Raw genomic sequence first — 15,071 nt, 5'->3', positions numbered from 1 at the left:
CAGAACTTTTTTCCTAAAATATCTTTAAGCATCTGGTGATCCAGGCTTAGATCGGCATACATCCGCTTTAACCGGCGGTTCTCTTCCTCCAGCTCTTTTAAACGCTTGACCTGGCTGCCATCCATCCCGGAATACTTCTTCTTCCAATTGTAGAAAGTTGCCCGGGAGACACCGTATTCCCGGCAAATACTTTGCACATCACGGCCTGATTCATACTCTTTGACCATCTTCAGAATCTGGCCTTCACTAAATGTCGATCGTTTCATAATTACAGCTTAAAATTAATAATTTGTCTAATTTTAAACTGTCCGATTTTTAGGGAAGCTTACATTTTTAGGGAAGCTTACAATCTGGTTCTGTGAAGAAAGAGTCATATAGTTCATGTTCAAAATTTTTTGTAAAAATCATTTTGGGAGCTACTGCAGCTTCATCTGTTCTTGTAAAATAATGGATATGAAGGAATATGTCATTTTTATTAGTTCTTAAATTCACCGATATTAAATCATATCCTTTCCAGAAATTAATCTTTGATGCTAAGGAGGGAAATGTGTAATACAAATATGAATTGAACAAACTAGGTAATAACTTGTAAATAATCTTCACTTTTGAATAAACAGAATCGATATAATTCTCATTGTCTTTTGTTTTTAAAGGATAGAAATTAGTTATTTCCTTTATGTCATTATTCAACAAATACTTAATACATTGAAATAAGGTGCTTAAATTCGATTTATTCTCAGAATAAGTTTGTAATGTTCTGTTCTCAATCCGAGAACTGTAATTACTTTCAATATAATCTCTTAATTTTAAAAGATTTATGGAGCCTTGGTAATTTATCCTCCAACTTCTATACTTTTCTTTTAGAGCATCAAATATGTATTCGGTACAAATCTCAGGAGTTAAGAATAAAAACTTTTTGTGTTCTATTAAGTCCTTAATTTTCTCATTAATGTGATTCATGACAATATCTGAAGAACCATCGATTATCGAATTTTGATTGTTATTTATTGATGCAATTATAAAGGGGTCTTCGTTTAAGTAATCGATGTCTGCAAATGTTCTAAGTTTTACTTTTTTAATTATGAAATCATTCGTACCATAAAAGATTGGATACAAGACATAGCTCAAACTAGTTTTTGAATAATTACCAATTGCTATTCCCATTTTCCACATTTCCTGATAGTAGAACCGTTTAATAAAATTATAATCGTTGTCAAGTTGATGATTAAATCGGTCAATAAACTTTTGGATTTGAATTACTTCCGTCTTGTCAATATTAGAAAAACTAATATTTCTGAAAAACTTGCTAATCCGTTTTTTGTTTTTAATTGATTCCTCAATACTGCAATTTTCAAAGAAAATGCCATTGTTCTTAACGGTGTAAAATGAGTGCCATTTCTTTAGACATGAATTAAAATTCTTTGCATTAACATATTCGTCTTCATCAAACTTGATTGTTATTTTCTTCTGATTCGGTTTGAGAATGAGACTACGGATAAAAGAGCTAGACAAATACTTCCAATAGGATTTCTCATTAATAGAATCAACTACAAATAGTATTACACAAGCCAATCTGTTTTTACGAGCATAATTAATGAGCTTAATATCGCACAAATAGGTTGGTTTGTTTCGTGATGACTTTGAGTTATAAGTTTTAATCTGAGCCTCAAGCCTGCCATCAAATCGGGAATTATTTAATATCTCAAAATTTCCATCGATATCAGGTTTTTTATCATCAATTTCAAAATTTGCCTTAACGTTTTCCCTACAAAAAAGCATGTCAAGCCATTTTACACTTCCTGCCTCTTTTAAACTATTAGATGTTTGATAAATAGCTAATCTATTTTCTGGAATTTTAGTCGGCATATTTAAGTTAAATGATTCATTACTTTACAAATGCACTTGATTCTTTTTTAACATGACGCAGAACTAGTAAGCATCAACTATGGTTGTTATACCTCTAAATTCATGGAGATAACAACACCTATTGTATCGAGTAATTAAAATGTGATCTAAAGGGTTTTTAAATTTTTTCGATATCGTTTTTAGTTATAGGAGTAAATTGATCAAGGCCTGCTAGCTCTTGTTGTCCTTTGGCACTCCGAATATATAAAATATGTTTATCAATAAGAATAGCTTGATACACAAATTAAATCCTACGTTTCTTCTATGCCCGGAGAGAGGCTTGGTTCAAGAATTGCTTGGTGTTTGAGCTTTTTTGAAGTTCGGGTAAGTTTTTCCTTTTAAGTTCTGTTAAGCTATTTTAGGAAAGGTCACAGTTTTAAGGAGGTTTTGTTGTTTTAGGAGCTGCCGGACTTCATTTAGAGGCTCGGCGAGTTGATTTAGCGCCTCCGGACTGACTTCTTGGCAGTCGCAGAGTTCGTCTGGCTCTAGCGGACTGACTTCTTGACGGTTGTCGAGTTCGTCAAGCTTCTCGCCGGGTTCGTTTAACACATCGGCGAGTTCGTTTGGCGCTTGGCCATCATCTTCCGGCGAGTTGCTGACATCGTCTGGCCACTTGGCTTCATCCTCTGGCTGGTTGGCGCGTTCGTCTGATCAAACCTTTTCTAAAGTTTCAAACTTTGGAAAAGGAGAAGCCTTTCTGAAAAAACAAGCGTGGAGGAAATTCTATAATAAATAGGGAAAACTGCTCGGCACATATTTGCTCTATCGCTTGACGATTCTTGGCAGTTGTGCCGATCATTGTTATTGCATGACAATCCCCAGAGCGTTGCTCTGAGCTGATGCTATAGCCCCGTTGGGGCGGCGATTGGAATTATTCGTTGGCGTTTGGATTTCCTTCCCTTTCTCAAGGGAAGTTGGTTCCGATGATCGAAACCGGAAGGGTTAAGAACAAATCGAATTTCACGTTCATCTGAAGAGTATGGCAACCACCTCGTCACCGATAAATCGGTGCCACTCCTCCTCGGGAAGGAGGAGAAATGGGTGAGTGGTTGAGAAATTGGTTTTGAAACAAGTGATGGGACAGATCCTGAAACAAGTTCAGGAAGATGCCTTTCTTTTGTTATTGGGCGTTAGAAAATGATATCCTGATTTCACCGTAGGTGAAAAAGCGGGTAGGCCGGAAAATTTGGCCCGGGCCAGCGATGGCCTTGTAGGGTGAAGGATTAAATTTTCAGGATTTTTCTTTGTTTCTGTTTCTTTTCATCGGAAAAGAAATGAAAAGCGTTATCTGAGTCAAGCCTGACGATTAAGAAAATAACTTGGTATCAGATTAAAAGAGACGTGGAGTAAATTCGATAATAAATTGGGAAAATTGCTCGGCACATGCTTGCTCTAGAGCTTGACGATTCTTGGCAGTTGTGCCGAGAATTATTATTGCATGTCAATCCCCAGAGCGTTGCTCTGAGCTGATGCTATAGCCCCGTTGGGGCGGCGATTGGAATTATTCGTTGGCGTTTGGGTTTCCTTCCCTTTCTCAAGGGAAGGTGGTTCCGATCATCGGAACCGGAAGGGTTAAGAAGGAATCGAATTTCACGTTCATATAAAGAATATCGCAACCACCTCGACACCGATAAATCGGTGCCACTCCTCCTTGGGAAGGAGGAGAAATGGGCGAGTGGTTGAGAATGGTTTTGAAGCAAGCGATGGGACAGATCCTGAAACAAGTTCAGGAAGACGCTAAACTCAAAGAAGGCACGAAGCCAAATTCTAATTATCGGTAAAAGGAGTGGCCTACGAGGGTTTTGAACCAGAAAACAAGGGAAGGAATTTGAGTAGGCACTCGCTAAGAAAAACCTGTTTGACGACCAACGGGAGGAGTTGGTTTTCGGGGAGTGACTGAGCCGTAGTTTTCCTTCAAAAGCATCGTCAGCCTTGATTTTTTCGTTCTTTTGGATTAAGCCAAAAGGACAAGTTGGTTTAATGCGAGCGGAAGAGTTAAGAACAAATCAAGCCTTACGCTGATAAAGAAAAGCGAACCACCTCGACATCGATAAATCGGTGGCACTCCTCCTCGGGAAGGAGGAGAAATGGGCGAGTGGTTGAGAAATTGGTTTTGAAAGAACGATGGGAAAGATTCGGAAAGACGCGTGATCGGGGATGAAAATGTTAGAGGCTGCCCGAACAGGAAATTGGACAGCCTCTGGTAGGTTTAGAACCGGTTTCGCCCGGTGTATTTGGTATGCAGTAAATGGTGCGATTTTTCGCCGAGTGGTTGCCCCAGAAAGTCTTGGTAGATTTTGAGGACTTCCGGGTTTTCGTGCGATTTGCGAAGTGGCATACCACCATCTTCAGCATAAATGGCTTCGGCCCGCTTCTGTCTGATTTCCGGGTTAGTTGGAATAGGTTGTCCGCCACCTCCGAGGCATCCTCCCGGGCAAGCCATAATCTCAATGAAATGGTAGTCGCTGGTTCCTTCCTTCACAGCATCCATCACCTTCTTGGCATTGACCAGCCCATGTGCAACGGCACATTTCAATTCAATGCCATCCAAAAAGGCCCATTCGTCCAGTGGCTTTTCAATCAGCACACTGGCTTCTTTAACCCCTTCCATTCCTCGCACAGGAGTGATGTCCAGGTTTTCAAACGGCACCTCGCGTCCGGTGACCAATTCGTAAGCGGTTCGCAAGGCAGCTTCCATGACCCCTCCGGTTGCTCCAAACAAAACGGCAGCTCCGGTTGATTCTCCCATCAGGCGGTCGAACTTGGCATCGGGCAACTTCTTGAAATCAATACCTGCCTGTTTAATCATGATGGCCAGCTCGCGGGTGGTCAATACATAATCAACATCGCGGAAGCCACTGTCATGCATTTCTGGTCGGTCGGCTTCAAACTTTTTGGCGGTACAAGGCATAATGGACACCGAGATGATTTTGTCGGGATCGATTTTGCGGGCTTTGGCATAATAGGTTTTGGCCAGCGCACCAAACATTTGCTGGGGCGACTTGCAGCTCGACAGGTTATCGAGCAATTCGGGGTACATGTGTTCGATGTATTTAATCCAGCCCGGTGAGCAGGAGGTTGCCATAGGAAGTTTTACGCTTTGATCTTCTTCAGCCAGGGCTTTCTTTAAGCGATGCAGCAATTCGGTCCCTTCTTCAATGATGGTCAGGTCAGCAGTAAAATCGGTATCCAGAACTGAGTTAAATCCCAATCGTTTCAGAGAAGAAACCATCCGGCCGGTAACACGTTCGCCAGCTTCCAGCCCGAGCTCTTCGCCTAGCCCAACACGCACGGCCGGAGCTGTTTGCACCACCACATGCTTGTCCGGATCAGCAATGGCATCCCACACTTCTTCGATGTAGTTGCGTTCAACCAAGGCTCCGGTAGGGCAGTGGTTAACACATTGTCCGCAGTTGGTGCACACCACATCATTCATGGCTTTTTCAAAGAAGGTGGCAATCTTCATTTCGTCGCCTTTGTAAGCTACCGTCAGAGCGTTAACGCCTTGCAGTTCGGCACAGGTGCGCACACAGCGTTGGCAACGAATGCATTTGCTGTCGTCTTTGATAATGGAAGGCGAAAATTGGTCAATGGTATAGTTTTTCAATGGTGCCAGGCGCAAAAAGTCCTGGGTCATAATTTTGTATTCCGAAGCCAGTTCCTGTAGTTCGCAGTTGCCGTTTTTATAGCACTTGGTGCAGTCGGCATTGTGTTCGGACAGCAATAGCTCGATGATGTGTTTGCGTGAATTACGAACCTTTAGGCTGTTGGTTAAAATTTCCATTTCTTCTTCGCAGGGAGTTGCACAAGCTGCTGCCAGCCGCTTTTGCCCGGTGACTTCAACCACACATACCCTGCAATTACCGGCAATACACAGATCTTTGTGGTAGCAAAGCGTTGGAATGATCATACCAGCTTCATTGGCAGCCTCGAGTATGGTTTTGCCTGGTTCAACTTCGAGCTGAATTCCGTTGATGGTGACACTTATTTTAGTACTCATTGTTTGGTGCTTTTTGAATTAGTAAATCATTTCTTCGCGGAAGTTCTCAACAATCGAACTAAATGAGTTGGCTACGGATTGCCCCAGCCCACATTTTGCCGTTAGCTGCATGGTTTCAGTTAGCTTGAGCAACTTGTCGAGGTACTGGGCTGGCTTTTCTCCGCGTTTCACTGCTTTAATGCCGCTGTGCAGTTGCTGGCAGCCCACCCGGCAAGGAGTGCATTGTCCGCAACTTTCTTCACGGAAAAATTCCAGGTAGTTGTCCAGCACATTGTACATGGATCGTGAGCTATTGTAAAGCATCATGGAACCTCCGGTAGGCAAGGAAATTCCGGTGAGCTTTCCGCGATAGCCAATGGTGGTTTTTTCAAATCGTTTGCGGGGAACCAAAAATCCGGATGCTCCACCAACCTGAACGGCTTTGGTGTCGCCATCGCCAAATTCGTTCACAAAATCCTGAAGGCTCATGCCGAGTTCCAGTTCGTAGATGCCGGGTTTAGGTGTGTCGCCCGAAACGGAAAACAGCTTGGACCCGCGGGAATACTGCACTCCCAGGTCATAAAACTTTTTAGCTCCGTATTTGAAAATGGTAAAGGTGTGGGCTAGGGTTTCAACATTGTTAACAACGGTTGGTTGACTCATGTAGCCACTGGAAGTCGGGTAGGGTGGCTTATTCCGAGGCTCGCCGCGTTTTCCTTCCATCGATTCGAATAGAGCCGTTTCTTCTCCGCAAATGTAAGCTCCGCTGCCCAGAAAAATTTTGATGGAAAACTCGTGTCCGGTTTGTTGGCAGTAGTATTCAAACTCGTTGATGGCTTTTTGCAATTCGGGAACCAGGAATTTATATTCACCACGTAAGTAGATGTAGCCTTGTTGGCTTCCAATAACATGCCCGCAAACAGCCATGGCTGTAAGTACTTTGTAGGGGACTTTCGAAAGAATTTCCCGGTCTTTGAAGGTGCCCGGCTCACCTTCGTCGGCATTGCAAATCACAAACTTTTGCTCCGACGAATCTTCGGCTGTTAGTTTCCACTTTAGGCCAGTGGGGAAACCTGCGCCGCCACGTCCTTTTAGTTCCGAGCTCATCAATTCATTAATGAGTTCTTGCGGAGCTCTTTTCAAGGTTTTATCGAGAATTTTTTCCCAATCATTATCATTCTTGAAAATGAAATCGGCTCGTTTTAATTGATATGTTGCTGCAACCATGGTTCGTTATTTTTTGAGGTATTGACTTAAAATATCACGAACCAACTCGGGGGTCAGCTCGGTATAAACATCGTCGTTAATCAGCATGGCTGGTGCCTTGTGACACCAACCCAGGCAGTTGGTTTGCAGTAGCGAGAATTTACCATCGGGCGTTGTTTCGCCAATGCCGATTTTCAGCATGTCTTCGATGGCCAGCAGAATTTGGTTTTTCCCTTTCATCGAGCAGGTGATGGTTTTGCATACCCGAATAATGAACGTGCCCATCTTTTTGTGTTCGAGAAAGGAGTAAAAAGTGGCGGTTCCGTAAACATCGGCAGCCGGAAGATCTAACTCCCGGGCAATTTCAATCATGGAATACTCTGAAAGGAATTTTTCCTGTTCAACAACTCCTTGGAGAATCGGTAGCAAATTCGCGCGCGATCGTCCATGTTCATTGGCCAGGTCTTTAATCAGGTCCTGTACGGGATTCATGTAGGTTGGATTTATTGGTTTTTTGTAAAGGAATTGATAGTGACAGTTTGTTAGGTGCGCCTAATGAAAGGCTGGGACTTTACTGGAGCAATAGTTCCTTTATGGACTAAAAGGAAGAGCATTTGTTCAATTCATTATAAATTTAAGGAAGGACGATTTTATATGCTAACGACTTTTGTCATAAAGACTTAAAAGTTTTCTGTTGTTCAGCATAATCTGAGCGTTTTGGTCGGCCTGTCTTGTGCATCCCTTTGCGATTGCTCAAAGGATAATTAGAAATTAGTAACAATTTATTACCGTGGAAAGGCGTTAAAATCCTAACAGGAGTCTTATTTTTGTGTGGAAATACTAATCCCATGGCAACAGAGATTGAGCGCAAGTTTTTAGTGAAGGAAGAAATGCTCCCTAAGATGGATCAGATTATCCGAATGAGTCAGGCTTATTTACAAACGGAGCCGGAACGGACAATCCGGGTTCGAATTACGGATGAATCGGCTTTTTTGACTATTAAAGGCAAGCAAGTGGGCTTTTCGCGCGCTGAGTTTGAATACCCGATTCCGAAAGCTGATGCTGAAGAGTTGATCAAACTGGCTTGTTATCCGCCCATCGAGAAAGATCGCCATTTGATTGTTTATAAGGGAAAGACTTGGGAAGTTGATTTTTTTAAAGGGGCAAACAAGGGATTAATTCTTGCTGAAGTGGAATTGGCAGATGAGCAGGAGCAGGTTGAGTTACCAAACTGGATTGATGTTGAAGTGACTGGAGAGGAAAGGTATCACAACTCCTATCTGGCACGCTATCCTTTCTCAGCACAAAAATAAATTCATGGCTTAGTTTTTGTATGCTAAGCACAAGATTTTGTTAGAATAGCCGTTTTCTAAGTTAGGCCAAATAAACCATTTGTATTCATGAGACACAGATTCTTTTTAGCTGTTATCTTGTTAACAGTTTGTTGCAGTTTAAATGTTCAAGCAGAAAGAGACTCTTCTAAACGAAAAAAATCACAAGTAGATTCGGTACAGGTTAGTGTCGATTATTTGAAGTACTTTTTAGAGCAGAATAACAACTGGATTCCCCGAAGTGAGGATTTGATGCAAAACCTGAAGGGATTGGTTCATTTTGTTGAAGATGAAAAGATCGACACCATTCTGAATAAGATCGGGCGTTACCGGGAAATTAATGATGGCGATTTCTTTTACCGTCCAACAACACGAGTTGCCGATAGTTTGGAGGTTGACGGTTACGTGTCGCAGGAAGAGGTGAAAGAACAGGTTGGAAAGATGGAGCGGTCGATCCGTTCAACCATTGTGAAAGATCAAATTCCAGTTCCTGAAGACCTGTTGAGTGACTTGGATTCGAAAGTACGCTTGCTCGAACGGGATGAAGCAGAACTGTTGTTGCGCGATTCGCTGGTAATTCTACCTGACAGCCTGCAAGGCTTTGATGTCATTCCAGATTCTTTGATTAGCAGCCCTGCCGATTTTAAACGTTTGCAGCGTTTGGACAGTATGAAAAACGCCTTGTTGGAGAATGCCCGGCTTCAGTACAACAACAACGTGTTGCAATTTTACATTGACTCTGTATCGGAAGCTTACCGCGAAGAGTACGTTCAGCAATATGTGAACACACAAAAAGCACTTTTTTCTGACTCAATTAAAGGACACAACTATCGCGTGCTCGACGTCTACAATCAGCAAGTGATGCGTTCGGTTAATGATTCCATTGCCCGGATGATTGATGTGTTAACCGACTATGCCGAAAATGAAGAGGTGGAAGTATGGGTGCAAAATAGCGAAGGCGATTCGACTAAAGTTATTTTGAGAAATAACGGTAGTCGTTATGCTCGCATGTTCTTGAAAAATGAGCAGAAAGATTCATTGGGAATCCGGGTTATCAATACCTCTAAAAATGCCATGCAGATTTTTATTGATGATGCGGTGACCTTGAAACGATTCTCAACTCAACAAACCAAAGATTTTAATTTTGATCGCTTTGAGCCGGAGAGTAACCTGAGGTCGATTGACCAGCGGTACAAGGTGGTTACGCCTTGGAATCTTGGTGGTGACGGCACTTTTGGATTTACCCAAACGGCCGTTAGCAACTGGAAAAAGGGTGGAAAAAGTGCTCTGTCTACTTTGTTGGTGCTGAAAGGCTTTGCCAACTACTCGTATGGAAAAGTGAAATGGGAAAACTCAGTAGAACTGCGAAATGGGTGGATTAAGCCTTCGGGGCCCATTCAAAAGAATGATGATAAGTTTGAGTTCATCTCTCGATTTGGACTGAGTGCCTTCAAGAAATGGTACTACAGTGCGGAGATTGATTTCCAGACCCAGCTGTTTAATGGTTACAAATATCCCGATCGGGATAATAAAATTTCGGCCTTTATGGCACCAGCGAAAACCATGATCAAGGTTGGTTTGGACTATAAACCCAACAATGATTTCTCTTTATTCCTATCGCCTTTTACTTCAAAAACGGTTTATGTACGAGATACGGTGAATATCGATCCGTCAAATTTTGGAATCGAAGCTGGAAAGAAGCGTTACTGGGAGCCTGGTTTAAACGCAGATATCAAGTGGAAGAAGAAAATTACACACGATATTTCGTACCAGATGAAATACAAGATGTTCATCAATTACAGTGCCCCATTTTCGAAGTTTGATGTTGATTGGGAGAACAACCTGGTGATGCAGTTGAACGACTTTATTAACTTGCGGATGATGTTGCACTTGATTTATGATGATAATGTCAAGTTTAATGTTGGTGAAGATGCTAATGGAAACGCGATTTTAGAACCCAAGTGGCAAGTTAAGGAATTTATAACCATTGGCTTTTCTTACAACTTCAACAAGCGGGTTTATCGTAGAGAACGATTGAATTGATGAATGTTAAAACAAACAACAGGAATGAAAGACTATAAAAAATACTTTAGATTGGCTGCCGAGCCTGCAGATATATACAATGCACTGACCAATCCAGTTATGTTGGAAATTTGGACGGGGGAAGATGTGGTGATGGAAGAAAAGGAAGGGACTGAATTCTCCTTGTGGGATGGAAGTATTTGTGGCAAGAACCTGGAGTTTGTAAAAGATCATAAACTGGTTCAGGAATGGTATTTTGGAGAACAGGATGAGCCAAGCATCGTGACCATTAAATTGCACAAAGACGGTACCGGAACAAGCATGGAAGTGAGGCATACCAATATTCCTGATGAAGCCTATGACAATATTGTTGACGGTTGGCAGGAAGATTACTTTGATGCGCTCAACCAACTGTTTGAAGAATAGATCCAGTTGTCTGGAAAAGATATAACAGGCCGAAAGTGTATTGCTTTCGGCCTGTTATTTTATGGTTTTGAGTTACTGACAAAAGCGATGTGCTTGCTGTTAGGCGACCAGGACGGAACGTTGATTGTTCCTTGTCCGCCATAAAGGTAGGCGATTGTTCGTGGTGCTCCTCCGTTGGCCGGCATCAATCGCAGCATAACCCGTTTGTAGGAAGGGTGTGAGTTGAATTCAATATCCGGGGGGAACGAGATGAAGGCGATCCACTTTCCATCTGGCGAAATGTGTGGAAACCAATCGTTGTATTCATCAAACGTTATTTGTTCTTTGTGGCTTCCATCCGGATGCATGCGCCATAGTTGCATTGTGCCTGATTGACTTCCGTTGTAGTAAATGTATTTCCCGTCGGGTGAATATTCACAGCCGTCAACATGTTCGCCGGGCTGAGTATTGGTCAAGGCAATTTCATCGCCTCCGTCAATATTTTTCTTATAAATATTGTAGGTTGAGCTTCCTTCCCGCATGGCAACGTACACAACTTCTTTGTTGTTTGGTGCCCAGCCATGCCAATACGAAGGTGTTTTTTCGGTAACTAAGCGTGGCGTTCCTCCCTCCAGGGGAAGCACATAAACAGAAGAGCCACCGCCTTTTAGTCCTTCTCGATGATGACTGATGGCCAGCAGTTTTCCGTCGAAGGAGATTCCGTGATCGTTGTTATTGCGATTGGCAAACCCCGTGTTGAGTTGCTCGGGGGCACCTCCTTCAACCGGGATGGTGTATAGCGAGCCCTCCATGTTGAAGAGAAGCTTTGTGCCATCGGGCATCCAGTTGGGAGCTTCAAATCGGTCTGCTTTTTCAAAGACCACCTTCCGGTGGCCGGTAAACACATTGATGGTTTCAAGCCGACAGCCTAGCCAGCCGTTTTCACCCGGATTGTAATCGTTGGGAACAGGCTGATCAATGCGTACGTTCCAAACTTTTGCTTCTTCGAGGATGGAGGAGTCGTGTGAACAAATGAATAAGCCAGCAAGTAGTTTGTCGGGCAGCTCGCTTCGTTTTTGAATACCGATTGTTTGCAAGGGCTCACCTGGGTGGGCAGCCCTGAAGATGAATTCTTGTCCCGAACGTTCCAGTTGCAGGATCTGGTAATTTGGCTTTGGAGCAGTTATTTCATCAAGTTGAGGGCGCATCCAGGCTCCTTTTAACGGACGCCATTGCATGGAGGTAAGGCCATCGCCATGGATGACCGCTGAACAATGAGGAGCATGCTCTTCTTCTGAAGCTCTTACCATCCAGCCAACTTTACGATGAGGATTTCCTCCGTTTTGGGTGAAGGCAAAGTTTGCTGTGAGAATAAAGTCGCCTTCCAGCTGGTTGTAGAGGTAATTGAACTCATCGCGCCCAAACCAGATATTGTATCCGGCTCCTTTCAAGCTATAGGTTTGTGTTGAAGAATCGTAGGTTGCATGACCTTCGAGCTTTGGAGAGCCAATGTCTTTGTTGTTGTCGAAAATTCCGGTTGGGCTTTGGGCGAACGTTATTCCGGAATATAATGCGAAAAGAACGAGAAGCGTTTGTTTCATAGGTCGGTTTGTTTGGATTAAGGTTCTTAAAGATAATGAATTGAATCAGATTTGTGCATGTTGTTTCAGCACTTGATTGATCAATTTCTAGTTTGAAAAGATGAGGAGGAGTTCGTTCAGATATTCAAAACTGAAAAAAAGGACGTGTTATGGCGATCGGAGACTTGGAGGAAAGAGTTAGGAAATGGAAAACCCGGAAAACTTTTGCTCTCCGGGTTTTGATTGTATCTGTTGTTAGTTGTTGTTTACATTAAACTTAAGGTTACGGTTAAACCGGCCATAACTACAGAAACCATGGTCATCAGCTTGATCAAAATATTCAACGATGGACCTGAAGTATCTTTGAATGGATCACCAACAGTGTCTCCTACAACGCTAGCTTTATGGGCATCGCTTCCCTTGCCTCCGTAGTTTCCTTTCTCGATGTACTTTTTCGCATTGTCCCAAGCTCCTCCGGCATTGTTTAGCATCACTGCCAGGGTAAAACCTGAAGTTAGTCCTCCTGCCAATAAGCCAACAACTCCGGCAACGCCCATAAAAGCTCCTACAGCAACAGGAACAATAATGGCAATTAAGGATGGCAATAACATTTCACGTTGAGCACCACGGGTTGAAATTTCAACACATTTAGCATATTCAGGCGTTCCTGTTCCATCCAGGATTCCTTTGATTTCGCGGAACTGACGACGTACTTCGTCCACCATCGCTCCGGCAGCCCGGCCCACAGCTTTCATAGTCATGGCACAGAAAACAAAGGCCATCATAGAACCTGCGAACAAACCTCCTAAAAAGAGTGGGTTAAAGAGGGTGATATCGTAAGCTGCAGAAAAGTCTTTCACTGAAGCCAATGAAAGTTGAACCGCTTTTACGCCTTCTTCCACACGAGGAGCAACATCATTGTAAAAGGCAAAATCGCCAACGCGAACAAAACCATCGCCGGCTTTCGCAATCTTACCAAACCACAAGCGAACTTCTTCCATGTAAGCTGCAATCAAAGCCATGGCAGTCAATGCTGCCGAACCAATGGCAAACCCTTTTCCGGTGGCAGCGGTGGTGTTTCCAAGCATATCTAAAGCATCGGTGCGTTCGCGGACCTCTTTGGGAAGCTCAGCCATTTCTGCATTTCCTCCGGCATTATCAGCAATGGGACCGAAGGCATCGGTGGCGAGGGTAATTCCTAAAGTTGAAAGCATACCTACGGCAGCAAATCCGATTCCGTAGACGCCCATGGCGAAATGGTCAAAACCACCGGAAGACCAGAAAGATCCAATAATTCCCAGAACGATTGTTACAACAGGAATCCATGTTGAGTACATGCCAACAGCTATTCCGTCGATAATGGTTGTAGCAGGTCCTTGCTGTGCTTGCCCTGCTATACCTTGGGTTGGTTTATATTCATCTGAAGTAAAGTATTCGGTTGCCTGTCCGATGATGACTCCAGCAGCTAGGCCAATAACTACAGCGCCAAAAACGCCCCAGGTAAGCCATCCCACGTAGGCCATTCCTGCCATGGCAATCAGAATTAAGACAGAAGAGCCTCCGGTTCCAAGCAGCAATGCGTTTAGCAGGTTTTTCTGGGTGGCAGACTCTTTGGTGCGCACCATGAAAATTCCCAAGATGGAAAAGATAATACCGATGGCTGCTACAAGCATTGGGGCAATAACTGCCATTTCAGTTTGCATGCCCGATACTTTTAAGGCAGCAGCAGGAAGCGCTGCACCTAAAGCTGCCGTAGCCAGAATGGAACCACAATAGGATTCGTATAAATCGGCTCCCATACCGGCAACATCGCCTACATTGTCGCCTACGTTATCAGCAATGGTAGCTGGGTTGCGAGGATCATCTTCAGGAATGCCGGCTTCTACTTTGCCAACTAGGTCGGCACCAACATCGGCCGCTTTGGTATAAATTCCACCTCCAACACGTGCAAAAAGAGCTTGGGTTGAAGCACCCATTCCGAAGGTTAACATGGTGGTGGTAATTTCAACAAGTTTTTGTGCTTCAGTGGTTCCGGCATGAACAAAATTCAATCCTAAAAGGTGGAATCCGTTAGCCATGTGCTCGGGCGTAAATACCACGCTATTTAAAAACCAGTACCACAAAGCAATGTCCAACAAGCCAAAGCCAACAACAATGAGCCCCATTACGGCTCCACTGCGGAAGGCTACTTTCAACCCTTTGTTGAGGGATTGAGAAGCTCCGTGAGTTGTCCGGGCCGAAGCATAGGTTGCTGTTTTCATGCCAAGGAATCCACACAGGCCGGAGAAGAACCCCCCGGTTAGGAATGCAATTGGAACAAATGGGTTTTGAACGCCCAGGTAGGCGAGAAGTAATAAGATTAATAATAAAATGAGAAAAACAATTCCTACAACTTTGTACTGGCGGTAAAGATAAGCCATTGCCCCTTCTCGTACATATTGGGCAATTTCAATCATTCTAGGGGTACCTTCCGGGTTTTTCATCATCGACTTGAAAAAGAACCAAGCGAAAACGAGTGCCAGTACTGAACAAACAGGGACTATCCAGAATAGAGCATTCATAAGTTAATTTAATTTAGTGCAACGGAGTTGCGGTTAGAGATTTTTATTAGTGTTAGGGAAAACAGCCTTTAATATAGCAATA

General features: G+C 43.4%; 10 protein-coding genes. 3 read left to right on the top strand and 7 right to left on the bottom strand.

From position 1 onward, the window contains the following. The 5 genes from BM156_RS20295 to BM156_RS20270 all read right to left on the bottom strand — a co-directional run. A partial coding sequence (locus BM156_RS20295) for a transposase (protein ID WP_093921144.1) occupies positions 1-266 on the bottom strand: 266 nt, incomplete at its 3' end. 67 nt (positions 267-333) lie between these two features. Beyond that, positions 334-1,866 (bottom strand): DUF4365 domain-containing protein, encoded by a 1,533-nt coding sequence (locus BM156_RS20290; RefSeq protein ID WP_093921740.1) that lies wholly within the window; start codon positions 1,864-1,866, stop codon positions 334-336. Positions 1,867-4,114: 2,248 nt separating this feature from the next. Then, positions 4,115-5,905: an NADH-dependent [FeFe] hydrogenase, group A6 gene (locus BM156_RS20280; protein ID WP_093921738.1), complete on the bottom strand. Its 1,791-nt coding sequence runs from the start codon at positions 5,903-5,905 to the stop codon at positions 4,115-4,117. 18 nt (positions 5,906-5,923) lie between these two features. Continuing rightward, the gene (locus BM156_RS20275) at positions 5,924-7,111 is read right to left on the bottom strand and encodes an NADH-ubiquinone oxidoreductase-F iron-sulfur binding region domain-containing protein (RefSeq protein WP_093921737.1); all 1,188 of its coding nucleotides are present in this window, start codon (positions 7,109-7,111) and stop codon (positions 5,924-5,926) included. Positions 7,112-7,117: 6 nt separating this feature from the next. Continuing rightward, positions 7,118-7,582: an NADH-quinone oxidoreductase subunit NuoE family protein gene (locus BM156_RS20270; protein ID WP_093921736.1), complete on the bottom strand. Its 465-nt coding sequence runs from the start codon at positions 7,580-7,582 to the stop codon at positions 7,118-7,120. A 356-nt stretch (positions 7,583-7,938) separates the two neighbouring features. Between BM156_RS20270 and BM156_RS20260 the strand changes: the two genes are divergently transcribed. From BM156_RS20260 to BM156_RS20250, 3 genes are all read left to right on the top strand, one after another. Beyond that, complete coding sequence (locus tag BM156_RS20260) at positions 7,939-8,403, top strand: CYTH domain-containing protein (RefSeq protein WP_093921734.1); 465 nt, start codon at positions 7,939-7,941, stop codon at positions 8,401-8,403. A gap of 87 nt (positions 8,404-8,490) precedes the next feature. Then, positions 8,491-10,464 carry a DUF3078 domain-containing protein gene (locus BM156_RS20255; RefSeq protein WP_093921733.1) on the top strand — a complete coding sequence of 658 codons (1,974 nt, stop codon included), beginning with the start codon at positions 8,491-8,493 and terminating at the stop codon, positions 10,462-10,464. Between the two features lie 24 nt (positions 10,465-10,488). Continuing rightward, positions 10,489-10,869 (top strand): SRPBCC domain-containing protein, encoded by a 381-nt coding sequence (locus tag BM156_RS20250; RefSeq protein WP_093921732.1) that lies wholly within the window; start codon positions 10,489-10,491, stop codon positions 10,867-10,869. Between the two features lie 59 nt (positions 10,870-10,928). On the opposite strand, the gene BM156_RS20245 is transcribed toward BM156_RS20250, so the two are convergent. Both BM156_RS20245 and BM156_RS20240 read right to left on the bottom strand, forming a co-directional pair. Continuing rightward, positions 10,929-12,449: a TolB family protein gene (locus BM156_RS20245; RefSeq protein WP_093921731.1), complete on the bottom strand. Its 1,521-nt coding sequence runs from the start codon at positions 12,447-12,449 to the stop codon at positions 10,929-10,931. A 245-nt stretch (positions 12,450-12,694) separates the two neighbouring features. After that, a complete protein-coding gene (locus BM156_RS20240) occupies positions 12,695-14,989 on the bottom strand; it encodes a sodium-translocating pyrophosphatase (protein ID WP_093921730.1) in 2,295 nt (764 codons plus the stop codon). Between the last annotated feature and the right edge of the window lie 82 nt (positions 14,990-15,071).

Source organism: Sunxiuqinia elliptica, assembly GCF_900113005.1.
In the GTDB taxonomy this organism is placed as follows: domain Bacteria; phylum Bacteroidota; class Bacteroidia; order Bacteroidales; family Prolixibacteraceae; genus Sunxiuqinia; species Sunxiuqinia elliptica.
This window is presented reverse-complemented; position numbering and strand designations above follow the sequence as displayed.